The 24,287-nt window shown below is 30.0% G+C and carries 26 protein-coding genes and 1 riboswitch; of the genes, 24 read left to right on the plus strand and 2 right to left on the minus strand.

The genetic code is table 11. The annotated features are described in order from the left end of the window. Positions 1–46: 46 nt before the first annotated feature. Positions 47–1,537 carry a carboxypeptidase M32 gene (locus tag BUB83_RS10150; RefSeq protein WP_073338356.1) on the minus strand — a complete coding sequence of 497 codons (1,491 nt, stop codon included), beginning with the start codon at positions 1,535–1,537 and terminating at the stop codon, positions 47–49. A gap of 149 nt (positions 1,538–1,686) precedes the next feature. Between BUB83_RS10150 and BUB83_RS10155 the strand changes: the two genes are divergently transcribed. From BUB83_RS10155 to BUB83_RS10175, 5 genes are all read left to right on the plus strand, one after another. Then, positions 1,687–2,004, plus strand: coding sequence for a hypothetical protein (locus tag BUB83_RS10155; RefSeq protein WP_084133507.1), 318 nt, complete (start codon positions 1,687–1,689; stop codon positions 2,002–2,004). A gap of 230 nt (positions 2,005–2,234) precedes the next feature. Continuing rightward, positions 2,235–2,459: a FeoA family protein gene (locus BUB83_RS10160; RefSeq protein ID WP_073338357.1), complete on the plus strand. Its 225-nt coding sequence runs from the start codon at positions 2,235–2,237 to the stop codon at positions 2,457–2,459. Continuing rightward, the gene (locus BUB83_RS10165; protein WP_073338358.1) at positions 2,459–2,683 is read left to right on the plus strand and encodes a FeoA family protein; all 225 of its coding nucleotides are present in this window, start codon (positions 2,459–2,461) and stop codon (positions 2,681–2,683) included. The genes BUB83_RS10160 and BUB83_RS10165 overlap by 1 nt, the downstream gene beginning before the upstream one ends. Positions 2,684–2,743: 60 nt before the next feature. Then, positions 2,744–4,753 carry a ferrous iron transport protein B gene (gene feoB, locus BUB83_RS10170; RefSeq protein ID WP_084133508.1) on the plus strand — a complete coding sequence of 670 codons (2,010 nt, stop codon included), beginning with the start codon at positions 2,744–2,746 and terminating at the stop codon, positions 4,751–4,753. A gap of 10 nt (positions 4,754–4,763) precedes the next feature. Beyond that, positions 4,764–4,916 carry a FeoB-associated Cys-rich membrane protein gene (locus BUB83_RS10175; RefSeq protein WP_084133509.1) on the plus strand — a complete coding sequence of 51 codons (153 nt, stop codon included), beginning with the start codon at positions 4,764–4,766 and terminating at the stop codon, positions 4,914–4,916. A 63-nt stretch (positions 4,917–4,979) separates the two neighbouring features. Here BUB83_RS10175 and BUB83_RS21920 read toward each other — a convergent pair whose 3' ends face one another. Beyond that, complete coding sequence (locus BUB83_RS21920) at positions 4,980–5,135, minus strand: hypothetical protein (protein WP_159434071.1); 156 nt, start codon at positions 5,133–5,135, stop codon at positions 4,980–4,982. 265 nt (positions 5,136–5,400) lie between these two features. On the opposite strand from BUB83_RS21920, the gene BUB83_RS10180 reads away from it, so the two are divergent. The 19 genes from BUB83_RS10180 to cbiG all read left to right on the plus strand — a co-directional run bounded on the left by BUB83_RS10180 (position 5,401) and on the right by cbiG (position 24,287). Continuing rightward, positions 5,401–6,063, plus strand: a complete 663-nt coding sequence (locus tag BUB83_RS10180) for an FMN-dependent NADH-azoreductase (protein WP_073338360.1) — start codon at positions 5,401–5,403, stop codon at positions 6,061–6,063. A 176-nt stretch (positions 6,064–6,239) separates the two neighbouring features. Then, positions 6,240–7,346, plus strand: a complete 1,107-nt coding sequence (locus BUB83_RS10185; RefSeq protein ID WP_073338361.1) for a GGDEF domain-containing protein — start codon at positions 6,240–6,242, stop codon at positions 7,344–7,346. A 109-nt stretch (positions 7,347–7,455) separates the two neighbouring features. Next, positions 7,456–8,562, plus strand: a complete 1,107-nt coding sequence (locus tag BUB83_RS10190) for a GGDEF domain-containing protein (RefSeq protein ID WP_073338362.1) — start codon at positions 7,456–7,458, stop codon at positions 8,560–8,562. A gap of 49 nt (positions 8,563–8,611) precedes the next feature. Further along, positions 8,612–9,619: a C39 family peptidase gene (locus BUB83_RS10195; RefSeq protein WP_073338363.1), complete on the plus strand. Its 1,008-nt coding sequence runs from the start codon at positions 8,612–8,614 to the stop codon at positions 9,617–9,619. A gap of 102 nt (positions 9,620–9,721) precedes the next feature. Beyond that, a riboswitch (cobalamin riboswitch) is annotated at positions 9,722–9,900 on the plus strand. Between the two features lie 142 nt (positions 9,901–10,042). Further along, positions 10,043–11,239, plus strand: a complete 1,197-nt coding sequence (gene hemA / locus BUB83_RS10200; protein ID WP_073338364.1) for a glutamyl-tRNA reductase — start codon at positions 10,043–10,045, stop codon at positions 11,237–11,239. Further along, the gene (locus tag BUB83_RS10205; RefSeq protein WP_073338365.1) at positions 11,197–11,868 is read left to right on the plus strand and encodes an NAD(P)-dependent oxidoreductase; all 672 of its coding nucleotides are present in this window, start codon (positions 11,197–11,199) and stop codon (positions 11,866–11,868) included. Before hemA ends, BUB83_RS10205 begins: the two co-directional genes overlap by 43 nt. After that, positions 11,846–12,718, plus strand: coding sequence for a hydroxymethylbilane synthase (gene hemC / locus BUB83_RS10210; protein ID WP_073338366.1), 873 nt, complete (start codon positions 11,846–11,848; stop codon positions 12,716–12,718). Before BUB83_RS10205 ends, hemC begins: the two co-directional genes overlap by 23 nt. 10 nt (positions 12,719–12,728) lie before the next feature. After that, positions 12,729–14,198 (plus strand): uroporphyrinogen-III C-methyltransferase, encoded by a 1,470-nt coding sequence (gene cobA, locus BUB83_RS10215; RefSeq protein ID WP_073338367.1) that lies wholly within the window; start codon positions 12,729–12,731, stop codon positions 14,196–14,198. Between the two features lie 6 nt (positions 14,199–14,204). Then, on the plus strand, positions 14,205–15,173 hold the full coding sequence (gene hemB, locus BUB83_RS10220; protein ID WP_073338368.1) for a porphobilinogen synthase: 969 nt from the start codon (positions 14,205–14,207) through the stop codon (positions 15,171–15,173). A gap of 2 nt (positions 15,174–15,175) precedes the next feature. Then, positions 15,176–16,450, plus strand: coding sequence for a glutamate-1-semialdehyde 2,1-aminomutase (hemL, locus tag BUB83_RS10225; RefSeq protein WP_073338369.1), 1,275 nt, complete (start codon positions 15,176–15,178; stop codon positions 16,448–16,450). A gap of 157 nt (positions 16,451–16,607) precedes the next feature. After that, complete coding sequence (locus BUB83_RS10230) at positions 16,608–17,453, plus strand: sirohydrochlorin cobaltochelatase (protein WP_073338370.1); 846 nt, start codon at positions 16,608–16,610, stop codon at positions 17,451–17,453. Next, on the plus strand, positions 17,450–18,763 hold the full coding sequence (locus tag BUB83_RS10235) for a cobyrinic acid a,c-diamide synthase CobB (RefSeq protein WP_073338371.1): 1,314 nt from the start codon (positions 17,450–17,452) through the stop codon (positions 18,761–18,763). The genes BUB83_RS10230 and BUB83_RS10235 overlap by 4 nt, the downstream gene beginning before the upstream one ends. A gap of 165 nt (positions 18,764–18,928) precedes the next feature. Continuing rightward, the gene (locus BUB83_RS10240) at positions 18,929–19,558 is read left to right on the plus strand and encodes a precorrin-8X methylmutase (protein ID WP_073338372.1); all 630 of its coding nucleotides are present in this window, start codon (positions 18,929–18,931) and stop codon (positions 19,556–19,558) included. Position 19,559: 1 nt separating this feature from the next. Continuing rightward, complete coding sequence (cbiD, locus tag BUB83_RS10245; RefSeq protein WP_073338373.1) at positions 19,560–20,648, plus strand: cobalt-precorrin-5B (C(1))-methyltransferase CbiD; 1,089 nt, start codon at positions 19,560–19,562, stop codon at positions 20,646–20,648. Between the two features lie 21 nt (positions 20,649–20,669). Further along, the gene (cbiE, locus tag BUB83_RS10250) at positions 20,670–21,278 is read left to right on the plus strand and encodes a precorrin-6y C5,15-methyltransferase (decarboxylating) subunit CbiE (RefSeq protein ID WP_073338374.1); all 609 of its coding nucleotides are present in this window, start codon (positions 20,670–20,672) and stop codon (positions 21,276–21,278) included. 1 nt (position 21,279) lies between these two features. After that, complete coding sequence (gene cbiT / locus BUB83_RS10255) at positions 21,280–21,840, plus strand: precorrin-6Y C5,15-methyltransferase (decarboxylating) subunit CbiT (protein WP_073338375.1); 561 nt, start codon at positions 21,280–21,282, stop codon at positions 21,838–21,840. Further along, a complete protein-coding gene (locus tag BUB83_RS10260; protein ID WP_073338376.1) occupies positions 21,841–22,506 on the plus strand; it encodes a cobalt-factor II C(20)-methyltransferase in 666 nt (221 codons plus the stop codon). A gap of 11 nt (positions 22,507–22,517) precedes the next feature. Further along, positions 22,518–23,270 carry a precorrin-4 C(11)-methyltransferase gene (gene cobM / locus BUB83_RS10265; RefSeq protein WP_073338377.1) on the plus strand — a complete coding sequence of 251 codons (753 nt, stop codon included), beginning with the start codon at positions 22,518–22,520 and terminating at the stop codon, positions 23,268–23,270. A 12-nt stretch (positions 23,271–23,282) separates the two neighbouring features. Then, positions 23,283–24,287 (plus strand): cobalt-precorrin 5A hydrolase, encoded by a 1,005-nt coding sequence (gene cbiG / locus BUB83_RS10270; RefSeq protein WP_073338378.1) that lies wholly within the window; start codon positions 23,283–23,285, stop codon positions 24,285–24,287.

Here is a 24,287-nt window from a genome sequence, read left to right on the forward strand (position 1 = left end):
GACAGCCCCTTAAATAATTCCTTGTTTTTAAATAAAGCTTAAACTACTACACTAAATTATATATTTCAGAATACTTTTTATTTAGATAATTAATAAAATACTCTGATTTTAATTCTTCACCAGTGATTTTCTTAATAAGTTCAGCAGGTTTATAAACTGCGCCATGTTTATGAACATTTTCTTTTAACCAATTGTGGATATCTGAGAAATTCCCTTGGCTAATCTGTGTATAAAGATTAGGAATATCTTTTTCCATAATTTTAACCATTTGAGCTCCGTATAAATTACCAAGAGCATAACTAGGGAAATATCCAAAGCTTCCATCGGACCAGTGCATATCCTGCAACACACCATCGGCATCAGAAGAAGGTTCAACCCCTAAATAATCTTTATATTTTTTATTCCAAGCAGTAGGTAAATCTTCAACTTTCAATTCATCATTTATTAGCATCTTCTCTAACTCATATCTTATAATGACATGAAGGCTATAAGTCAATTCATCTGCTTCTATTCTTATTAAAGAAGGCTCAACTTTATTGATAGCTTTATAGAATTGGTCTAAAGTTATACTTTCAAATTGTGGAAATTTTTTTTGAGCTTCAGGATAAAAATAGCTCCAAAATTCTTTTGAACGCCCTAAAATATTTTCGTAAAATCTAGACTGAGATTCATGAATTCCCATAGAAGTTCCTTCAGCAAGACCAGTACCCATTAAATCTTTAGAAATATCCTGCTCATATATTGCATGACCACCCTCGTGAATACATCCAAACATAGCAGACCTAAAATCATTTTCATAATAATGAGTAGTTATTCTAACATCATCCTTACCAAAATCGGTAGTAAAAGGATGCTCGGATTCATCAATTCTTCCTCTGCTAATAAAATCATATTCAAGCTTTGAAAGAATAAACTTTGAAAACTCTTCTTGATCATTTTTAGAGAAATACTTAGTAAAAAAATCCGTTTGTATAGAAACATCTGAAGTTTCTATTTTTTTTAATAGCATTACAATAGCATCTCTAACTTCACTAAAAACCTCATCAAGTTTTTTTACGGTTATTCCTGGTTCGTACATATCTAATAAAGTATCATATTTATTTTCCTCAAATGAAAGATAATCAACAAATTTTTTCTTATAATCCACCATTTTTTCAAGGTGAGGTTTAAAAATAGAAAAATCATTAGCATTTTTAGCTTCCTCCCAAGCAGCAGAAGAAATAGAGGCATCTACAGTATACTGAATATAAAAATCCTCAGGAATTTTTTTGATTTCGTTATAAGATTTTTCGATTTTTTTTACCATAGCATTTGTAATATCATCTAAATTAGATTCATTATTAAAATAATCTATAAATACTTTAACTTTATCATCAGTTATTAATTTATAATATTCACCACTTAAGAAACCAAGAATTTCGCCTCTATAAGCTTTACCTTTGGAGGGGGTATTAACCATTGCGTCCCAACTTAATACGGCCATTGCACTATTTAAATATTCGATTTTAGTTACATATTCTTTGAATTCACTTAACATAATATATCTCCTTAACTTAAAAAATTATGACACATATACTATTTTACTCCAAAAATATAAAAAGTAAAATTATTTAAAAAATTTTAATCATTATTTAAATTATGGGCAAAATAAGTTTAAGAATAAAAATTAAAGGAGTGGGTAGTCTAGTGAAAATATATCCTATTAATAATCAATTTAACTATCAGGTATATCCAGGTTTGATTTTTGAAGATAATGAAGGAAGACAAACAGATGGAAAAGATCATGAATTCTATAATATTTATGTTAATGGAGATTTTATAGGTAGAAAGATTTTGTTAGAACAAAATGATAAAATTGAAGATATGACTAATTATTTATCGCAAAATCAATTTTCAGCATTTTCTACAAAAGTAGAGGGAAACAATTATTATATTTTAGAACAAGACAATGAAATGGCATCTCATATGAAGAGGCAATTAGATGTTTACTTGAATATAAGCTAAGCATAAGTAAATGAAAAGATATATAAAAACCCCATAAATAGTTTTTTGGGTTTTTTAAATAAAAAAATAGGGACGGTTCACAAATTATTTGCATAATATTATGCAAATAATTGAGAACCGTCCCCTTAATTTACTTGACAATGAGAATGATTATCATTATAATGTAATTAATAAAACAATATTTAGTGATTAGTTTTTAATTTATAAATAAATAAAATGGAGGAATACTCATGCCGTTGACTATGGTTAATGAAGGAATGCAGGTTGTATTATTAAAAATAAATGAAGAAAAAAAATTGAAAAAAAGACTTCAGGATTTAGGATTATTTGACGGGGTTAAATTTGATGTTATATCAAATGATATGAGAGGACCTTTTATAATAAATGTTATGGGGTCAAAATTAGTTTTAGATAGAGGTACTGCTCAAAAGATAATTGTTAGGGAGGCGAGATAATGGAAAGAACTTTGGAACAATTAAAACCTGGTGATAGAGGTATTATAAAATCTATTGGTGGATTAGGAAAAGTTAGAAGAAGGCTTATGGAAATGGGAGTTACTAAAGGAACGGAAGTTAATATTGAGAAAGTAGCACCGCTAGGAGATCCTATTGAAATTAAAGTTAAAGGATATAATTTATCTTTAAGAAAGTCTGAAGCGAGTCAAATAGTAATAGAATAATTTTTTTTGCAACTACAATGAGATTGAATATTAATTGCAAGAATAGTAGGAGGAAATGAAGTGAATAATAGTATAAAGATAGCATTAGCAGGAAACCCTAACTGTGGTAAAACAACTTTATTTAATGCATTAACCGGGTCAAAACAATATGTAGGAAATTGGGCAGGAGTAACTGTTGAAAAAAAAGAGGGTAAAACTAAATATAAAGAAAATGATATTTTAGTGACGGATTTGCCAGGAACATATAGTTTGTCGCCTTATTCAATAGAGGAAATAGTAGCTAGAAATTATATTGTGGAAGAGTCACCAGATGTTGTTCTAAATATAGTTGATGCAACAAATATAGATAGAAACTTATATTTAACTCTTCAATTAGTAGAGTTAGGGAAACCTGTAGTGGTAGCTTTAAATATGATAGATCTATCAGAAAAAAGAGGAATAAAAATAGATTATGATAAATTGTCAAATATTTTAGGTGTGCCGGTGGTACCAATATCAGCATCAAAAAATAATAATATAGGTAAGCTAATGGAAGAAGTTGTTAATGTTTTTAATGATAAATTAAAATATTCAACAATAAATATAAAATATCATAAAGGAATTGAGAAAAAGATAAAAGAAGTGCAAGCGGTCATTGAAAGTGATGAAAGATTTAATAAATATAATAAAAGATGGATGGCTATAAAATTATTAGAGAAGGATGAAGAAGTTTCAAAAAAACTTGATAATGATTTAAGTGAATTTGTAAAAGTTTCAGAAGAAGAATTAGAAGATATTGAAGGTTTAATAGTAGATGGGAAATATGAATTAATCGGTGACTTAGTTTCTAAGGCAGTAAAAAAACCTAGTAGCAAAATAATAACCACATCTGATAAAATAGATAAAGTATTAACTAATAAATGGGCAGGAATACCTATATTTGCGGCTTTGATGTATTTTGTGTTTTGGAGTACTTTTAATATAGGTGGAATTTTTCTTGATATTATAGATGTTTTCTTTGCGGAAACATTATCAGGTTGGGTGTCGGTAGCCCTCGAATCAATAGGAGTTTCATCAGGCCTTCATTCTTTAATTGTAGATGGTATTATTGGTGGAATAGGTGGAGTTTTAGTGTTTCTTCCTAATATAATGATTTTATTCTTTGCTATTTCTATTTTAGAGGATAGCGGATATATGGCTAGAGTTGCTTTTATCATGGATAGGGCAATGAAGAAAATAGGATTAAACGGAAAAGCATTTATACCTATGATAATGGGATTTGGATGTAATGTACCAGCTATAATGTCTACAAGAACCCTTGAAAATGAAGAAGATAGACTAACAGCTATATTAATAAATCCATTTATGTCTTGTGGAGCTAGACTACCAGTGTATACTTTATTTGCGGCAGCTTTTTTTCAAAATAATGCAGGGTTAGTAGTATTTTCTTTATATATTTTAGGAATACTAGTAGCTATTACTATGGGGTTAATATTTAAGAAGACTTTATTTAAAAGTGAGAATTCAGCTTTTGTTATGGAACTTCCTCCATATAGAATACCTACATTAAAAGGTACATTTATTCATGTTTGGGATAGAGTGAAAGGTTTTTTAATAAAAGCAGGAACCATAATATTTGCAGCATCAGTAGCATTATGGTTTATCTTAGGATTTAATTTTTCAGGACAAGCAGAATTAGCGGATAGTTTTGGTGCTTATATAGGAAAGGCTATTGCTCCGATATTTGCTCCACTGGGATTTGGAAATTGGCAAGCATCATTATCATTGCTTACAGGAATTATTGCGAAAGAAGTTGTTGTTAGTAATATGGCTATAATGTATGGTATGGGTGATGCGGCCATGGGTTCAGCAAGCAGCTTTGCGGCAAATTTATCAGCGGCCTTTACTCAATTAAGTGCTTATGCTTTTATGGTATTTGTACTTCTTTATACACCATGTGTAGCGGTTATAGCAACAGTTAAAAGGGAAACAAATTCTTTGAAATGGACTTTATTTTCTGTATTTTACCAATTCGGGGTAGCTTGGATTGTAGCTATGATAATTTATCAAGTTGGATGTCTATTTATATAGGAGTGATAAAATGATTGGAAAAATAATAACTTATTTATTATTTACACTTATTATTATTTATACAGTATATACTTTAAGGAAAAGTTTTAAGAAACAACTTAAAGGTGAGTGTGGAAGTTGCACTTCTTGTCCACATGGAGATAGTTGTGCATCAAAAAAATAGCAAAAAAGCATGATTCAATGATAAATTATAATCATTCAATCATGCTTTTTTATATGTATGGAATTAGTTTTCTTTTTTCAAACCATTTATTAATAAAGAATAAATAAGTAAAAGCATAGCAAAAATTGCAATAGCACCTGAAATCCAGTATTTATTAGCTAAAATTATTGAGCCTACAGAAACACCAAGTTCTATATAATTAGATGATTTCCAAATCATTAAAATACGCCCCCAAATAAAAAATAATATAAAATTAATTATAATAATCATGGAGAGTGTATTCAAGGGGAGAATAAATCAAATATAAGGCAAATTTCATAAAAAACAAGCTTTTAAACATTTACATCTGCTTATTCTGTAGAAATAGAATTCTTTTTATATAAATATATGTTTAGGTAATAATTTAATTATAAACACATGTAAATGAATAAAAAAATATATTTAACAAAAAATAAATTAAAATAAATACATATGGAGGTTTTTTATGAAAAAGTTATTATATATTACTGTTAATTCTAAGCCAGAAGAAATATCCACTAGTAGAAAAGTGGGTAGGGAATTTGTAACTAGATTTATGAGCAAAAATAGTGATTACGAACTTAAAGAGTTAGATTTATATAAAGAGTACATTCCAGAAATTAATTACAAGATGATTAAAAGCAGAGCAGAATTAGTAGAGGGAAATGAATATGATTCTCTTAGCAGTGAGGATAAAAAAGCGGTAGATAGAGTAAATGATTTATGCGATGAATTTATAGAGGCAGATACTTATGTAATTGCAGCACCAATGTGGAGTTTAAGTTTTCCATCACCTTTAAAAAGATATTTTGATTGTATTATCCAAAATAATAGAGTAATCAAAATTGGTACTGATAAAGTAACAGGTTTATTAGATGATAAAGAAAGAAATATGGTGTATATTCAATCATCAGGAGGGGACTATCCTATGATTTTTAGTGGTAAATTTAATCATGGGGTGAATTATTGTAAAGAAATATTTACTTTTTTAGGTATTGATAGATTTGAAAAATTAATGGTTGAAGGAGTGGATGTTCCAGAAATAGGCAGAGATAAAGCAATTGAAAAAGCTTATGAAAGTATGGATAAATTAATTGATAGAATATCAAGACAAATTATGATGGTATAGAATAAATTTTGTTAAGAAAGTGGCTTTTTTGCCACTTTTTTTAAATTGATGGTATAATATAATTGTTATAATTATAATGTTGGATTAAATGATTTGTAATAAATGAATATTAGTGTTTTAGGGGACAAAGTAAAATAATTTATCATAAGTAAAATAATTTATCAGAGGTGGGTTTAATGTTTAATGAAAGAAGAATGACAATTGAGATGAAAGGAATAGTTTTTGACAAAGAAACAGAAATAGATTTTTATAGGAAACAAATAGATAATATCAAGTCTTATATGTATCCATTGTTTATAGTATTTTCGCTTTTTTACTTAATTGTTGGAATTTCTGACAGCATAGCATTAGGTAGTAATGACTTGATAGTAAAAATAGTTTTTATAAGAGGAAGCATATTTTTAATAACAATTATTTTGATGATTATTTTGGCAAGTTTGCAAAATTACAAGGTATTAAAAATATTTTTTGCTATTTATGGTGTACTATTTTGTTTATCATATCTTTATGGAGCTTATTTATTTAATTTTTTAGATTATTATATACAATGCTTTGAAGTACTTATAATTATAACAGGGATTTTTTTGATACCAATAGATTGGAAAAGTTGTTTTGCTATTTCAATAGCATTTCTTTTATCATTCTTTTCACTAGGGTTTTTAATGATTGAGAATGTTGAAAGCAATCGTTTTTTTATTACAGTTGAATACCAATTAATTATATTTTTACTTATAAGTATATTAACTTATAGAATATCAAATTTTGAAAGAAAAAAATATATATATGAAAACAAGATATCTCAGAAAACTGTTATGGATCAATTATTAGAAATCAACGATAAAGCTAAATTTAATATGGAATTTAGAAAAGTGTTTAATTATTATAAAACTCATGAAGGAAATTTATATGTTGTTTTATTTGGGATAAATGAGTTTGATAATATGGTTGGAAAATATGGGAAAAACATAGCGGATAAAGTTTTGCTAGAAATAACTAAGTTAGTAAAGAAATTTACTAGAGACAATGATATTTTTGCACGATGGGGAAAAGATGAATTTATATTATTATTGTCAGGAATGGAAGTTGATATTGCAATGAAAATTGCAGCAAGATTAAATGGCGGTATTGTAGATTATTATTTTAGTGAGGTTGGAGAGGTCAGTTGTTGCTTTGGACTAGCATCACCTAAAGAAAATGAAAGTATTGAAGAGTTTTTTGAAAGAGTTGAGAGGTATTTGTATAAAGCAAGAAGAGATGGTAAAAATGAAGTTATGTTTAGGTAATACTAGGAGTTGGTTGTGTAGTATAGAAAATAAATCAAAGTAGTGAGTATAAGGATTATCATATGTTTTTATGTGGTAGGTTTAAGTCAATTAAATTGGGGGATAATTTATGAAAGATAAAACAAATATTAGTTCATTTGCTCAATTTAAACAGAAGGATATGGAACAAGAATTCTATACAAATTATATTGGCCAGTTTATAAGCAAAATTGGTATATATATGCTGATTTTCATTTCGTTATATTGCATATTTTACGTGATTGATTTTTATACATTAAAGGATAGAAATGTTTTAAACGTTCTTTTAATTATTCGTATCCTAGTAATTTTATGTTCAATTATTTTTGGTATTGTTTTGAAAAAAATTAAAGAGGATAAAAGGCATAAAATAGTTATTTGGATAACTATTTATGAAATTTTATTTTGTATTATTTATCTATATATGTGTTTTTTGAATTATTCAACAGGATCACCAATTCATTATTTTGAATCTGTTGTAATAGTAGCTACTATTTTCTTAGTACCAAATAAGTGGATAAATTCTTTTATGGTTTCTATAGGAATGATATTGTTTTATTTAGCTATAACTTTTAATACAGTAAATCATAGTTACATGATTGAAGCGTTATATATTTCTATATATACTATAGTTACATTTGTGTTTATAAGTGTTTTGACATTTAAGTTGCATTGTTTAAAAAGAGAATTATATTTAAAAGAATTAGATTCTTCACATTTATCAATAATCAATAAAGTTATGAGAGTTACAGATAAAAAGAAATTCCATGAAGAATATAGAAAATTATTTCAAAAATATGATTCTCAAAATGGAGATATGGCATTAATTATTTTTAGTATCAATGAATTTGAAGGTATGAAAGACTTATATGGAAATAAAGTAATTGAGACACTTATGAAAGAGATATCTGTTTTATTAAGAATGTTATTGAGAGATAAGGATTTATTTGCTCATTGGGCGGAAGAAACTTTTGTTTTATTAATACCAGAAGTTAATAATCGAACGGCATTAAAAGTAACCAAAAGAATACAAGAGGGACTCTTTTCACATTATTTTGAAAAAGTAGGTAAAATAACTTGTAGCTTCGCTGTGGCATCACCACACGAAAATGAAAGCATGGATGATTTGTTGGTGAGAATTGAAAATTATTTAGGTATTGCTAAAGAAAATAAGGATAATGAAATAATATTTGATTGAAATGAATATATGTTAGGTATAAACATATTGATTAAAATAGGAGATAAGTATGAAAAAAAAACTTGGCTTATGGAGGAAAACACTATTAGGTTTTGCTTTTTTAGTTTTAATTCTTTTAGCTATAGGGTTCAAGATTTACTTTGTTGCTCCCATTAAAGTTGAAAAAGTTTCATATATTGATGATTATAAAACCATTAGTCTAGAATTTGACACAGATATTATACTAGATTCGAAAACAAAAGAAGGTATTTATATAACGGATTCAAAGGGAGTCCATATACCTTTGAGTTTTCATTTGAACGAAAACAGTAGAACTTTGATAATAAAACCATTTGATAAACCATATTCTTTGGGACAAAATTACATTTTGATGGTTAATGAAGTGCAAGGAAGATGGTTTGGAAATATCAAAGAACCGATGTTACAATCATTCAATATTAGTAAATTACCCGTGGATGAAAGTTATGGGTTGGGGAAATTTATTACAGAAAAAGTTGATAATGATAAGGATTATTATTGGTATGTTGACCAAGCTACCACAGGTGAATATGCAGGAACTAATTGTGGCCCAGCAAGTGCGGAAATGATAGGAAAATGGGTAGATGAAAATTTTAAAGGAACGGCAAAAGAAGCAAGAGAATTAGATTATGGGGATGATGGTGGATGGTATACTGAAAATATAAAGAACTATTTGGATAAGTTTAATATAAAATCTAAAATAATCTCAAATGTGACAAAAAGTTCTATGATATCATACCTAAAAAACGGAAATATATTGCTTTTAGGTATAAAAGCTGGTGAAATAAGTTTTAACGATCCAAGCAACAAACAACATAAAGATAGGTTTTATTGGGTATCGGCAGGACATTTTATAATAGTAAAAGGATATATTGTAGTGGATAAGGTTATTTACTTTGAAGTATATGACCCTAATAGTTGGTATGAAACCTATGATGATGGAAGTTTGATGGGGATAAATAGGTATTATAAAGCTGATGAAGTAGTAAAAGCATCAAAAGTTTGGTATGACAAATTATTATTAGTGGAGCCAAATTAATTGATTTATGCAAATAATAATTATATTCTATAAATATTACAAAAAAACAATAACCCTTTATTGTTTATATGTTTTCAATGCAGTATAATTAAATTATAAAACTAAATATTATATAATTATGGTACTTATTATAAGTTTAATAGGGAAAACAGTGAAAGTCTGTTACAGCCCCCGTTACTGTAAGCAAGGACGAATCCCGTGACCACTGAACATTTATGTTTGGGAAGGTGGGAGGAGAATGATATGCAAGTCAGGAGACCTGCCAAAATTATTGAAAGAACTACTTCGGAGGGAAGTGATGTTTATAACTATAATTAATAGAAAATTTAATTATAGCCATAATATATAAAGGGATATAACCTCTGTTAATAGCAGGGGTTTTTTTGTTTACAAATTTAAGTATGTTTTTCTAGGAGTGATAATGTGATACAACTTATTGGGTTAAAGCATAATATTGATATTTCAATAAGAGAGAAGCTTTCTATTGTACCAAGACATGTTAAAAATGCTTTGAATAAAATCATAGAATTTTCAAAGGGTGTTATTATATTAAGCACATGTAATAGAACTGAAATATATTTTGACTGCGATATGTATGGAGAAGAAGCATTAAATAAAATATTTGAATTGTTAGATTGGAATAAAGAGTATAAGGAGTATGTTTTTATAAGAGAAGAAGAAAGCGCAATTGAGCATTTAATGGAAGTAACCTGTGGGTTTCATTCTAAAATTTTAGGAGAAGACCAAATATTAAGCCAAGTTAAAGATGCTTTTGAAATCTCAAAAAAGAATAATACCACAAGCAAATCTTTATATAAATTGTTTCAGCTAGCAATTACCTGCGGAAAAGAGTTTAGATGGAAAAGTGGTATGTATAAAATACCTATATCATCAGCTTCTATAGTTGCAAAAGAAAGTAAAAATAAAGATATTACTAGTTATATGATTATTGGATATGGTGAGGTAGGAAAATTAGTGGAAAAGTATCTTGTTAATGATAAACTAGAAAAATTATATATAGTAGTTCGTTATGTTGAAGTTCATGAATCTAAGGATGATAGGATAAATTATATATCATTTAAAGAAAAAGTAGATTACTATGATAAAGTTCAATGCATTATAAGTTGTACTTCATCTCCACATATAATAGTAAAAAAAGAAGAATTACCTAAAAAACCTTATCTTATTTTTGATATGGCAATTCCTCGAGATGTAGATGAGAGTATTAGAGAATTAGAATGGGTAGAAGTTATAGATATAGATAGTATTTCTGCAATAGATGATGAAAATAAGCAAATAAGAAAAGAGGTAATGAACCAAAATAGAGTAATATTAGAAAAATATATAAAAGAATATGAGAAGTATAAGGTATTAAATGAAATAGTTCCTCATATTAGAAAAATAAAAAGTTACGGAGATTCTGTATACAAAGATAGATATGAAACTTTTATAAATAAGAAAGACTCCAAAAATAATGAAGAATTGGCACAAAAATTATTAAAAAGTACCTCAGATCTTTATGTTAATCGAGCAATAGAAGTATTAAAGGAAGAGCAATTGAAAGGGTGTGGAGATGAATGCATGAGAATACTACAAAAAATATTTATCCCACAGGAATAGAATATTTGCCAATATCATTAATATCAAAGGATTTAAAAATTTTAATAATAGGAGCAGGAAAGGCAGCTTTAATTAAAACAAAAACTTTTTTAAGAAAAGGATGCTCAGTTACAATTATTTCCAAGGAAATAAAAGAAGATTTTAAATTGTTAGAGCATAATCAAAATTTAAATATTATAAATGAAGAATATAGTATTGAGTTTATAAAAGATAAACACCTTATTGTAATAGCTATTAATGATAAATTAAAAGTTGATGAAATTATAAAAGATTGTGATGAATATTCAAAAATATATTTAAATTGTACTGATTTTAGTAAAGGTAAATTTCTTTTACCTATAAGCGATGGAACCAAAAGCATTGAATTTAGTATTCATACTAAAGGGGGCAACCCGAAGATAAGTCAGTATTTGAAGACTAAGGTAAAAGAAAATTTAGAAGAATACGATGAATTTGTTGATTTTGCCATAGAAATAAGAAAAATGATAAAAAATAATGAAAACAAGAAAGAAATTTTAAGTTTTATAGCTACAGAAGATTTTAGATTTATATTCAATAAAGGGAAAGCAGTCATTACCTTAAAAATATTTTTTGGAGGGGAAATTTTTGAAGATAAAATTAGCTACTAGAAAAAGTAAACTTGCTCAAGTCCAAACAGAATACACCATGGAATTATTGAAAAACAAGTTTGATATTGATAGCCAAAAACTTCTTATTGTTACAGAGGGGGACCGAAGACTAGATGTATCTTTGGATAAAATAGGAGGTAAAGGAGTATTTGTTAAAGAAATTGAACTATCGCTTATAAATAAAGAAGCAGATGCTGCTATACATAGTATGAAAGATGTACCTTTTGAAATGGATCCAGTATTTGAAATCGCTGCTATGCCTATAAGGGAAGATGTAAGAGATGCATTTATAGGAAATAAAGGGATTCATTTTGATGAATTGCCAAAGGGTTCAATAATAGGAACAAGTAGCCTTAGACGAGAAAAGCAATTAAAATTATTACGTCCAGATATAAAGACTGTGCCTATAAGAGGAAATGTTCAAACAAGGCTTAAAAAAATTGAAATAGAAAACTTAGATGGAATAATATTAGCTGCAGCAGGGTTAAAAAGACTAGGATTAGAACATATTATAACAGATTATTTTAGTATTAAAGATATTGTACCAGCCATTGGACAAGGGGCTTTAGGAATACAAGTTGTTTCAGAAAGTGAAAATGCTAATATATTTAGAAAATTGGATGATAATAAAGTTAGAATGTGTGTAGAAGCTGAAAGAGCTTATATGAGAGAATTAAATGGTGGCTGCCATATTTGTATAGGTGCTTATGCAGAGCTTGAAGAAGATACAATGAGTATAATAGGCATTTACGAAATAGAAGGAAAAGTTATTAAGAAAAGCATTAGTGGAAAAAAAGAAAATGGAAAAGCGCTTGGAAGAGAATTAGCTAGAAAAATATTGAAAGGGTAAGGAGATAAATATGAGTAAAGTATACCTTATGGGTGTTGGCCCTGGAGATGAAGAATTAATGACATTGAAATCTGTTAGAGTTCTTAAAGAATGTACTGCTGTTCTTTATGATAGATTGGCAGGGGGAAATATCTTAAAACATATAAATAAAGATTGTAAAGTGTTTTATGTGGGAAAAGAATCAGGAGCTCATTATAAAACTCAAGAAGAAATAAACGATTTAATTATTCAATTAGCAAAAGAAGGGCACATAGTAGGAAGAGTAAAAGGGGGAGACCCTTATGTATTTGGACGTGGTGGAGAAGAAGCTTTAAGATTAATAGAAGAAAATATTGATTTTGAGGTTGTACCAGGAATAACTTCTGCTATTGCAGTTTTAAACTATGCAGGAATTCCAATAACTCACCGAGGCATGGCACAAAGTTTCCACGTTTTTACTGGCATGAGTGCTAAAAATCTTAATATTAATTGGGAATCAGTAGCAGCATTAGAAGGAACTTTAGTTTTTCTAATGGGACTTGGTAGTTTAGATGAAATTATCGAAAATTTAGTTGTAAGAGGAAAAGATAAAAGTACTGCTTGTGGAGTTATCATGAGGGGAACTACTTCTAAGCAGAAAAAAGTTGTTGGTGATTTAACTGATATAAGTGATAAAGTAAAAAAAGCAGGGCTAAAATCACCTTGTATAATTGTAATTGGTGATGTAGTTCAATTGCATGAACAATTAAATTGGAAAGAAAAACAACCCTTATTTGGACTTAATGTTTGTGTAACTAGAACGAAAGAACAAGCAAAGCCGGTGACAGAAAAATTAATAAGCTTAGGAGCAGAGGTTACAGAAATTAATTCTATAAAAATAGAGAATACTCCTGAAAACCTTAAAGATTATATAAAAGAATTAGAAAATTATAATCATATAGTTTTTACTAGTGTTAATGGAGTAAATTCATTTTTTGATTATTTAAAAAATATAAACTATGATATCAGAAAAATTAAAGCTAAAATTTCTTCTATAGGGCCTGCAACCACTGATAGTATAAAAAACAGAGGTATTATACCTGAAATTCAAGCTAAAAATTTTGTTGCCGAATCTTTATTTGAAAGTTTAAAGACAGAAGTTAATAGTGGAGAAAAAATCTTGATACCTAGAGCTAAGATAGCAAGACCTTATTTGGTAGAAGAATTAAGAAAATTAGATTGTATTGTTGATGAAGTCCATGTTTATGATACTGTTACAGGAGATTTAGTTAATAAAAGAGCTTTTGAAGATGTAGATGTGGTTTTATATACAAGTCCTTCTACAGTTAGAAATATGATAAAAATGGTTGGACTAGAAGAACTTAAAATGAAAAAATCTTTAGCTATTGGACCAATCACAAATAAGGAACTGCAGATAAATGGGATGGAAGCAGTTGTTTGTGAAGAATATAGTAGTCAAGGGTTAATTGAGAAACTTTTAGAAATTAAAGAGGAGGCATAAAATATCGTGTTTAGTAGAAATAGAAGATTAAGAGAAACCAGCGCAATTAGAGCAATGGTAAGAGAAAATAAATTGACTCCGGATGATTTTATTTTCCCAATATTTGCAGTTGAAGGTGAAGGAATAAAAGAAGAAATATCATCAATAGCAGATAATTATCATTACTCAGTAGATATGTTAGAGGGCGTTATAAAAGAAGTTGAGGAAGCAGGCGTTAAGGGGGTAATAGTATTTGGACTTCCAAATAGCAAGGATGAAATTGCTTCTTCAGCTTTTGATCCCAATGGAATAGTGCAAAAAGCTGTAAGAAAAATAAGAGAATTAAGTCCAGAACTTTATGTAATTACAGATGTGTGTATGTGTCAATATACTACCCATGGACATTGTGGAATAATTGAAGAGGGTAAAGTTATTAATGACAAATCCCTTCCTTACTTAGCGAAAATTGCACTATCACATGCAAAGGCAGGAGCAGATATGGTGGCACCATCAGATATGATGGATGGTAGAGTAGCAGCTATAAGAGAGATATTAGATCAAAATGGATATAAACATGTTCCTATAATGAGTTATAGTGCAAAGTATTCATCAGCATTTTATGGTCCTTTCAGAGAAGCGGCTAATTCAGCACCAGGATTTGGAGATAGAAAAACTTATCAAATGGACCCAGCCAATTCAAGAGAAGCAATGAGAGAAATTGAAGATGATATAGCAGAAGGTGCAGATATAATTATGGTAAAACCAGCTCTATCATATTTAGATATTATAAGACAGGCAAAAGATAGATGCGATTTCCCAATAGCTGCTTATAGTGTAAGTGGAGAGTATGCAATGGTAAAAGCGGCTGCAAAAATGGGCTTGATTAATGAAAAACAAATTGCATTTGAAATGCTTATTTCAATGAAAAGAGCAGGAGCGGATATAATAATTACTTACTATGCATTACAAGCCTCAAAATGGTTGAAGGAGGATTAGAAATGAATTCACATGAGATATTTGAAGAATCAAAACAATATATGCCAGGGGGAGTAAATAGCCCCGTTAGAGCATTTAAAGATATGGAAATAACCCCACCAGTTATTAAAAAAGGTGAAGGGGCTTATATATTTGATGAAGATGGAAATCAATATATAGACTTCGTTGGTGCTTGGGGGCCGATGATACTTGGACATTGTGATAAAGATGTAGTAAAAGCTATAAAAGAAACAGCAGAAAATGCCATTGCTTTTGGTGCTCCCACTGAACTTGAACTTAAACTTGCAAAACACATGTGTACTACATTAGATAATTTTGACATGGTTAGAATGGTTAATTCAGGGACAGAAGCAACAATGAGCGCGGTTAAATTAGCAAGAGGATATACAGGAAGAGATAAAATCATAAAATTTGCAGGATGTTATCATGGACATTTTGATGGTTTCTTAATAAGTGCAGGTTCTGGGGTAATGACAGAAGGAATACCGGGAAGTGCTGGAGTACCAGAAGCAAGCATAAAAAATACAGTTATCGGAAACTACAATGATATAGAAAATATAGAAATGATTTTTGAAAAAATGGGTAATGAAATAGCAGGAGTAATAATAGAACCTGTGGCAGGAAATATGGGTGTAGTTCCAGCTAAAAAAGAATTTTTACAAAAATTAAGAGAATTGTGTGATGAAAACGGAAGCATATTAATATTTGATGAAGTAATGTGTGGATTTAGAGTTGCATATAAAGGAGCGCAAAGTTTATACGAAGTAACACCGGACTTAACAACTTTTGCAAAAATAATGGGTGGGGGACTTCCTTGCGGTGCTTACGGTGGAAAAAGAGAAATAATGGAAAAACTATCACCTATGGGACCAGTTTACCAAGCGGGAACAATGTCAGGGAACCCAATAGTTATGGCAGCAGGACTTGCTACTTTAACTAAATTATATGAAAATCCAGATTTATATGTGAAATTAGAAACATTGGGAGAAAAATTAGAAAAAGGTGCTTTAAAAATAGCAAAAGAGAAAAACTTACCTCTTTGTGTAAATAGATGTGGGGCAATGATAACTTTATTTTTTAATGAAGAAGGAAAAGTTGAAAACTACGAAGATGCTAAGAAATGTGATACAGATATGTTTAAAAAATTCTTCTTACATATGCTTAATTCAGGCATAAACATAGCACCATCACAATTCGAAGCTTTGTTTATCAATACAACACATACTGAAGAACACATAGATTCCTTTTTACAGGCAATGAAAAAATTCCAAGTATAACCGTAGGGGTCGGTTTCCACGCCGACCCTTGCCACATAAATTTTATTATTCCATACAAATAATCAGCCCCACAAATTCTATTGTTTAACATAAGCAACTAGAATCGGGCGGGCATGGAAACCCGCCCCTACAGTAAGATAAAGGATGGTTTTAAATTATGAAAAAAGCAATATTAGTAGTTAGTTTTGGAACAACTCATGAAGATACAATGAATTTAACTATAGGTAAAATTGAAAATATAATAAAAGAACAATTTCAAGATTTTGAAGTAAGACGTGCTTTTACAGCTCATGGAGTAATAAATGTATTGAAAAAAAGAGATGGGATCCATGTAGATACCCCAGAAGAAGCTTTTGAAAGATTAATGAAAGAAGGATATGAAGAAGTTTACGTGCAGCCACTTCATATTATTCCTGGACTTGAATTTGATTATATAAAATTAATAGCTCATAAATACGATAAACGTGGGAATTTTAAAAAAATAATGGTGGGAAGACCTGCCTTGTATTTTAAAGGGTTTGATGAAGAAGCACCAGATGATTATCAAATATTTATTGATGCAATAGAAAAAACTATTAATAAAAAAGATAATTTTATTTTTATGGGACACGGGACGCTACACTTTGCAAATGCATGTTATTCTTGCCTACAAAATGTTCTTGAGGATAATGGCTATAGTAATATTTTTATAGGAAATGTTGAAGGATACCCTACAATTGATGATGTGATTAAATGGGTAAATAAGAACAATATAAAAGAAGCTACTTTAATGCCTTTAATGTTAGTGGCGGGGGACCATGCAAAAAATGATATGGCATCAGATGAAGAGGATTCATGGAAATCAATTTTAGAAAGGCATGGAGTTAAAGTGAATATTTATATTCATGGACTAGGTGAAATTGAAGAATTTCAAGAGATTTATATAAATCACTTGATTGATGTAATCGAAGAAAAATATACAGATACAGGTAAAAATAAAAAAGGAAGAAGAAAATCTTTATGAAGACCATGTTAATATCATCAAACTCTAGTGGAGGAGGAAAAACCACAGTTACAATTGGATTAATGAAAGCCTTAATGAATAGAGGGTATAAAGTACAAGGCTATAAAGCAGGTCCAGATTATATAGATTCAGCTTTTCATAGTCATGTACTCAAAAACAAATCAAGAAATCTAGATTTGTTTTTGATGAAAGAAGAAGGAGTAAAAGCTTCTTTCAATAGAGGAGAAGGAGACTTGGCTGTTATTGAAGGAGTTATGGGTCTTTACGATGGAAAGGGAATAACATCAGAATATTCAACAGCTCACTTGGCTAAGACTTTAGATGTACCAGTGGTATTAGTTCTTTCACCAAAGGCTGTATCCAATACCTTATGTGCTGAAATATTAGGAATAATGAACTATGATAATGTGAAAATTGTAGGGGTTATTCTTACTAATATAGCACCGGCCTATTATAAACTTTTGAAAATTGCTATCGAAAAGAACTGTGGACTAAAGGTATTTGGATATATTCCAAAGAATGAAGAGCTAGTTCTTGGCAGCAGACACTTAGGGTTGATTCAAAGCAGTGAAATAGATAATTTGGATAGCAAGATAGAATTATGTGCTAGGCTTATTGAAGAAAATGTTAATTTAGATGAACTTATAGAAATATTTGAAGATAAAAGTTTTCACAGCGAAGATTTTAAGCTAGAAAATAAAGATATGAAAATAGGTGTTGCTTATGATAAAGCCTTTAGTTTTTATTATAAGGAAAATTTAGAATTACTTAGTGAAGTAGGTGAAATAGTCTATTTCAGTCCACTAAATGATAAAGGATTACCAAAAGATATTGACTTTCTATATATTGGAGGGGGATACCCAGAGGTATTTATAAAGGAACTTAGTCAAAATAAAAGTATGCTAAAAAGTATAAAAGAAGCTTTGGAAAATGGACTTAATTGTTATGCTGAATGTGGCGGATTAATGTATCTCACAGAAGCTATAGAAGGACATGAAACAGTTGGATTCTTCAAAGGTGAGGCTCATATGACTAAAAGACTTCAGAATTTTGGATATTCAGATATTGAAGTTGTGAATGAAAATAAATTATTGCCAACAGGATTAAAAATAAGTACTCACGAATTCCATAAATCTTATATTGATACCAAGGAAAAAAGTATTTATAAATTAGAAAAAATTAATTATGAGGGAATACTTAAGACTTGGGAATGTGGATACGTTAAAGGAAATACGCTTGGGGCTTATGGGCATGTACACTTTTTCAACAATATTAGTTTTATAAAAAGCTTAATTGAGAATATAAGGTAGGGGGCGGTTTCCACGCCGACCCGTTACCTCAAAATTTAATTGAAATAGGGTATTTAATTATTATATCGTAATAAATAGAGCCGGGCGGGCATGGAAACCCGCCCCTACAGTTGAAACAAATCAGTATTAGTATAAAGTACAACACTAAAATAAGAGGTGAAAGTAATGCAATCTTACATAAAAAACCCTATGGGTATAGAAGTAAAAAGTTTCGAGATTATAGGGGAGGAAATGGGTCCTCATTCTTTTGATGAAAGAGAACTATCTATCATTAAAAGAACTATACACACAACAGCAGATTTTGAATATAAGGATATTGTATATATTAGAGAGGGCGCCATTGATGCAGCTTTAAATATATTAAAAAAAGGTACAAAGATTTACACAGACACAAATATGGCTCTTTCTGGTATCAATAAAAGAGCACTTAAGATATTAGGTTGTGATGTAGTATGTTATGTTGCAAGAGAAGATGTTGCAAAGATAGCAAAAGAAAGAGGAATCACAAGAAGTATGGCCGCAGTTGAAATAGCGGTTGAAGAGGGAGTAGAATTCTTTGTTTTTGGTAATGCACCTACTGCTTTATTCAAGCTAAAAGAATTAATGTTAGAAGGAAAGGCAAATCCAGGATTTGTAGTTGGAGCACCTATTGGTTTTGTGGGAGCAGCTGAATCAAAAGAAGAGATTGAAAAAATGGATTTACCAATGATAACAGTGAGAGGCAGAAAAGGCGGAAGCAGCGTAGCAGCGGCAATTGTTAATGCTTTAATGTATATGCTAGTTGAGAGATCTTAAGATGTTGGAGCTATTTGTAAATAGTGAGGGAAAACAATTAAGATGTGGTTATACTACAGGTTCTTGTGCAGCAGCAGCAAGTAAAGCGGCTACCTATATGCTGTTTAATAATTGTGATATTAATGAAATAAAAATAGATACCCCAAAAGGCATAGTCTTGAATCTTGAAATCACTAAGATAGAACGAGGAGAGGATTTTGTTCAATGCTGTGTGGTGAAAGATGGGGGAGATGATATAGATGCTACCCACGGATTAGAAATTTGGTCTACAGCTAGAAAAATTTCTGAAGGGTATGTTTTAAAAGGTGGAAAAGGCGTTGGAATTGTTAATGGAGAAGGTTTATATGTAAAAAAAGGTGAACCAGCTATAAATCCAGTACCGAGACAAATGATTGAAAAGGAAGTTAAAGAAGTACTTCCTAAAAATATGGGAGTTGAAATAACTATATCAGTTCCCAGCGGTGAGGAAGTGGCTAAGAAAACCTTTAATCCAAGATTAAATATTGAAGGGGGTATTTCAATCCTAGGAACCTCAGGAATAGTGGTACCTATGTCAGTAGAATCTTTAAAAGCATCAATAGAAGTAGAAATTAGACAGAAGGTAGCAAAAGGATATGATGAATTATTATTAGTATTTGGTAATATGGGAGAATCAAAGGCAAAAGAACTAGGAATGAAAATTGATAATGCAGTTGAGATTTCAAACTTTGTGGGATTTGCTTTAAACTACTGTATTGAAAAAAAGATTAAAAAAGTAACTATAATTGGCCATATAGGAAAGCTGTGCAAAATATCTGCAGGATGTTTTCAAACTCATAGTAGAGTTTCCGATGTAAGACTTGAAGTAATAGCTTTAGAGTTAGCTCTTGCAGGTGCCGATACTGAGTTAGTAAAACAAATTTACGCTGAAAAGACAACAGAAGGTGCAGTTAATCTTCTAGGAGATAGATATAATCAAATATATAAAAGCATAGGGGAAAAAGTTATTGCTAGAATGGAACAATATACTTATGGCGAAATTAAAGTGGATGCTATTATGTATGCAATGAAAGCAGGCGTGCTTTTTAACAGCAACAAAAGCAATCAATAAAAACCGAAAGGAGAGATTTCAATGATAAACATCGTGGCTCTTGGTCCTGGAAGTAAAGAGTATATACTTCCAGCAGCAACAAATCAAATAGAAAAAAGTGAATATATTGTTGGATTTTCAAGGGCTTTAGAAGGATTTGAAGAAACACAAGGAATTAAAGTTAAAGTGAAATCTCTCAAAGAAATCATAGATTTTATCCTAGCTAATGAAGACAAAGAAATTTCAATATTGGCGTCTGGAGATCCATTATTTTATGGCATAACAAATTATATTAAGTTAAATTATAAAGGTAATATTAATGTGATTCCCGGCATAAGTTCTTTTCAATATTTAATGGCAAAACTGGCTAAACCCTGGCAAAAGGCTCAACTTGGTAGTCTTCATGGTAGAGAAGAAGCATTTTTGCAGGTGGTAGGTGAAAATAAACTTTCTATATGGCTTACAGATAACATAAATACGCCACAAAACATGTGCAAAAAATTATTTGAGAATTATATAGATGCAACAATTTATATCGGTGAGAACTTATCTTATGAAGATGAGAAAATTACCTCAGGAACTCCAGGTGAGCTTATGGATAAAGAGTTTACTAGATTAAGTGTTTTTGTGGTTGAAAGGCCAGGTGAATAAAATGAGATTTATAAAGGATGAGGAATTTATTAGAGGCAATTGCCCTATGACAAAAGAAGAAACTAGAATATTAAGTATAGCAAAATTAGAAATAGAAGAAGACTCAAAGGTCTTAGATGTAGGGGCAGGAACAGGATCTATAAGTATTCAGGCTGCAAAGATTTGTTCAAAGGGAAAAGTTATAGGAATAGAAAAGGATGAAGATGCTTTAGATGTATTATATAAAAATAAAGAAAAATTCCAAACCTACAATTTTGAAATAATTGAAGGGGAGGCAATGGAAAAATTAAATGAGATAAATGAAAGTTTTGATGCTGTATTCATAGGTGGAAGTGGCGGAAATTTAAAAGAAATCATAAATGTAAGCTTAGAAAAACTGAAACCAAAGGGCAGAATAGTGTTGAACTTTATTACTATAGATAATTTATATATTGCACTAAATACTCTTAAACAATTAGGAGTAACAGCTGAATGCAATCAAATTCAAGTGAGTAGAGCAAAAGGTAGAACTCACATGATGGTAGCAAATAATCCGATATTTATAATAAGTGGGGGTAAATAAATGGCTAAATTATATGGAATAGGCGTTGGACCAGGAGATAAAGAACTTGTAACCATAAAAGCAGCAAGAATTATAGGAGAATCACAAGTAATTGTAACTCCAAGCGGAATGAAAGGGGGAAAAAGTATAGCTTTAGAAACAGTTGAAGATTATATTAATGAAAATTGTGAAGTGTTAACAAAACATTTTCCAATGGGGGGACCAGAACAAGAAGATAAGATTTATGAAGCTTTTCAAGCTATTGAAGAAAAACTATTAGAAGGAAAAGATGTAACCTTCCTAACTATTGGAGATCCTTTCGTATACAGTACATATATATATCTTTTAAAATATATTGAGGAAAAAGGTTACGAAACTGAAACTATACCAGGAATAACTTCTTTCTGTGCATGTGCAAGTATAGCGGGAACACCACTTGTTATAGGAAATGAACCTTTATTAATAGTTCCTGGAGACAGAATTGAATCTATAAAAGATGAAAAATTTGTTGTAGTAATGAAAGTTTATAGAAGAGAAGAAGAAGTTATAAACTACTTAGAAGACAAAGGCTTTAAATATGTTTATATTAAAAAAGCTGGAAGAGAAGGACAGGAAGTTTTAACTGAGAAAGAAGAAATAATTAAAAATAACGAATACATGGCGCTAATCATAGCAAATAGAGACTAGGGGGAAATATAATGGTATATTTTATAGGAGCAGGTCCGGGAAACGTAGATTTAATCACAGTAAAGGGTAGAGATATTTTGTCTAAAGCAGATGTTGTAATATATGCAGGATCGTTAGTAAATAAAGAACATATGGATTTTTGCAAAGAAGGCGTAGAAATTCATAATTCAGCATCAATGACTTTGGAAGCTGTTATTGAAGTAATGAAGAAAGCTAAAGCAGAAGGAAAAGATGTGGTAAGACTTCACACTGGAGACCCAGCAATTTATGGTGCTATAAAAGAGCAAATGGATGAACTAGAAAAACTAGATATCAAATTTGAAGTAGTACCAGGAGTTAGTTCTTTCACAGCAGCGGCAGCAGCAATTAAAAAAGAATTTACACTCCCAAATGTGACACAAACAGTTATTCTTACAAGAATTGAAGGAAGAACTCCAGTACCAGAAACGGAGGATTTAGCAAAACTAGCATCCATTGGGGCATCAATGGCTATATTCTTGTCAGTATCAATGATGGATAAAGTTGTGGCTAAATTAAGAGAAGGCTATAGACGAAATGTTCCAATAGCAGTTATAGAAAAAGCAACATGGCCAGATGAAAGATCTATTATAGGAACTTTAGATGATATAAGCGAGAAAGTTAAAGCAGCAAATATAACAAAAATGGCTCAAATATTAGTTGGAGATTTTATTGATTGTGAATATGATAAAAGCTTGTTGTACGATAAAAGTTTTTCTCATATGTTTAGAGATGCTGAAAAATAGGAAGGTTTTTTTATGAAAACAGCCATTGTAACTTTTACAAATCAAGGGGATAAAATAGCGGAAACACTAACTAAACATATGGATATTCATTTATATTCTAAAAAGCAACAACCAGATTTTAATTTCAAAGAAGTAGCAAAAAAGCTTATGAATGAATACAATGAAATAATATTCGTTTCCTCTACTGGAATAGCTGTAAGAGCTATAGCTCCTTATTTAATAAGTAAAACTGAGGACCCGGCAGTGGTGGTAATAGATAACACATTAAAATATGTTATAAGTTTACTTAGTGGACATTTAGGTGGAGCAAATGAACTGACTTTAAAGCTAGCAGAAATTTTAGGAGCCGAAGCTATTATAACGACAGCTACAGATAATTTAAATATAGTAGCTCCCGATATGATTGCAAAAGAAAATAATCTTATTATTGATGATATGAAAAAAGCAAAGAGCATAGCAGCAGATTTAGTTGAAGGTAAAAAAGTTGGATTTATTGATGATAAAAATCAAATGAAATTGCCTAAAGGGTATATTGATGATTTAAAAGAATCGCATTCATTAGTATATATAACTAATAAAGATAAAATAGATATTTTTAAAGAAAAGGTAACTTTAAAGTTAATAAGAAAAGATATAGTATTGGGCATTGGATGTAGAAAAGACTATGACGGAGAAACAATGCTAGAAAATGTAGTTAGAACTTTAAAAGAAAACAATATAGATAAAAGAAGTATAAAAACCATCGGAACAGTGGAAATAAAAAAACATGAAAAAGCAATTATTTCTTTAGCAAAGGAATTAAATGCAGAATTAAAAATTTTCACGGTCGAAGATATTAAAGAAATACAAGATAAATATGATGGAAGCAGCTTTGTGGAGAAAACCATAGGAGTGAAAGCAGTGGCAGAACCTTGTGTGGAACTTTGTGAAGGCAAGCTTATTATTAAAAAGATGAAATTGAATGGAATGACTTTAAGTGCAGGAGAAATAGGTTTAAAAACAGAGAGGAAGAACTAA

It is taken from the genome of Clostridium grantii DSM 8605, assembly GCF_900129965.1.
Lineage (GTDB): Bacteria > Bacillota > Clostridia > Clostridiales > Clostridiaceae > Clostridium_AF > Clostridium_AF grantii.

What these genes read in the sequence shown, in the direction of transcription:
- BUB83_RS21920 (WP_159434071.1), bottom strand. Translation starts at nt 5,135, where the DNA reads ATGATTTGGAAATCATCTAATTATATAGAACTTGGTGTTTCTGTAGGC.
- BUB83_RS10150 (WP_073338356.1), bottom strand. Translation starts at nt 1,537, where the DNA reads ATGTTAAGTGAATTCAAAGAATATGTAACTAAAATCGAATATTTAAAT.
- BUB83_RS10160 (WP_073338357.1), top strand. Translation starts at nt 2,235, where the DNA reads ATGCCGTTGACTATGGTTAATGAAGGAATGCAGGTTGTATTATTAAAA.
- BUB83_RS10260 (WP_073338376.1), top strand. Translation starts at nt 21,841, where the DNA reads ATGGCTAAATTATATGGAATAGGCGTTGGACCAGGAGATAAAGAACTT.
- BUB83_RS10230 (WP_073338370.1), top strand. Translation starts at nt 16,608, where the DNA reads ATGAAAAAAGCAATATTAGTAGTTAGTTTTGGAACAACTCATGAAGAT.
- BUB83_RS10205 (WP_073338365.1), top strand. Translation starts at nt 11,197, where the DNA reads ATGCATGAGAATACTACAAAAAATATTTATCCCACAGGAATAGAATAT.
- BUB83_RS10180 (WP_073338360.1), top strand. Translation starts at nt 5,401, where the DNA reads ATGAAAAAGTTATTATATATTACTGTTAATTCTAAGCCAGAAGAAATA.
- hemL (WP_073338369.1), top strand. Translation starts at nt 15,176, where the DNA reads ATGAATTCACATGAGATATTTGAAGAATCAAAACAATATATGCCAGGG.
- cobA (WP_073338367.1), top strand. Translation starts at nt 12,729, where the DNA reads ATGAGTAAAGTATACCTTATGGGTGTTGGCCCTGGAGATGAAGAATTA.
- cbiE (WP_073338374.1), top strand. Translation starts at nt 20,670, where the DNA reads ATGATAAACATCGTGGCTCTTGGTCCTGGAAGTAAAGAGTATATACTT.
- BUB83_RS10185 (WP_073338361.1), top strand. Translation starts at nt 6,240, where the DNA reads ATGTTTAATGAAAGAAGAATGACAATTGAGATGAAAGGAATAGTTTTT.
- BUB83_RS10240 (WP_073338372.1), top strand. Translation starts at nt 18,929, where the DNA reads ATGCAATCTTACATAAAAAACCCTATGGGTATAGAAGTAAAAAGTTTC.
- cbiT (WP_073338375.1), top strand. Translation starts at nt 21,280, where the DNA reads ATGAGATTTATAAAGGATGAGGAATTTATTAGAGGCAATTGCCCTATG.
- BUB83_RS10195 (WP_073338363.1), top strand. Translation starts at nt 8,612, where the DNA reads ATGAAAAAAAAACTTGGCTTATGGAGGAAAACACTATTAGGTTTTGCT.
- BUB83_RS10235 (WP_073338371.1), top strand. Translation starts at nt 17,450, where the DNA reads ATGAAGACCATGTTAATATCATCAAACTCTAGTGGAGGAGGAAAAACC.
- cobM (WP_073338377.1), top strand. Translation starts at nt 22,518, where the DNA reads ATGGTATATTTTATAGGAGCAGGTCCGGGAAACGTAGATTTAATCACA.
- cbiG (WP_073338378.1), top strand. Translation starts at nt 23,283, where the DNA reads ATGAAAACAGCCATTGTAACTTTTACAAATCAAGGGGATAAAATAGCG.
- BUB83_RS10175 (WP_084133509.1), top strand. Translation starts at nt 4,764, where the DNA reads ATGATTGGAAAAATAATAACTTATTTATTATTTACACTTATTATTATT.
- BUB83_RS10190 (WP_073338362.1), top strand. Translation starts at nt 7,456, where the DNA reads ATGAAAGATAAAACAAATATTAGTTCATTTGCTCAATTTAAACAGAAG.
- BUB83_RS10165 (WP_073338358.1), top strand. Translation starts at nt 2,459, where the DNA reads ATGGAAAGAACTTTGGAACAATTAAAACCTGGTGATAGAGGTATTATA.
- cbiD (WP_073338373.1), top strand. Translation starts at nt 19,560, where the DNA reads ATGTTGGAGCTATTTGTAAATAGTGAGGGAAAACAATTAAGATGTGGT.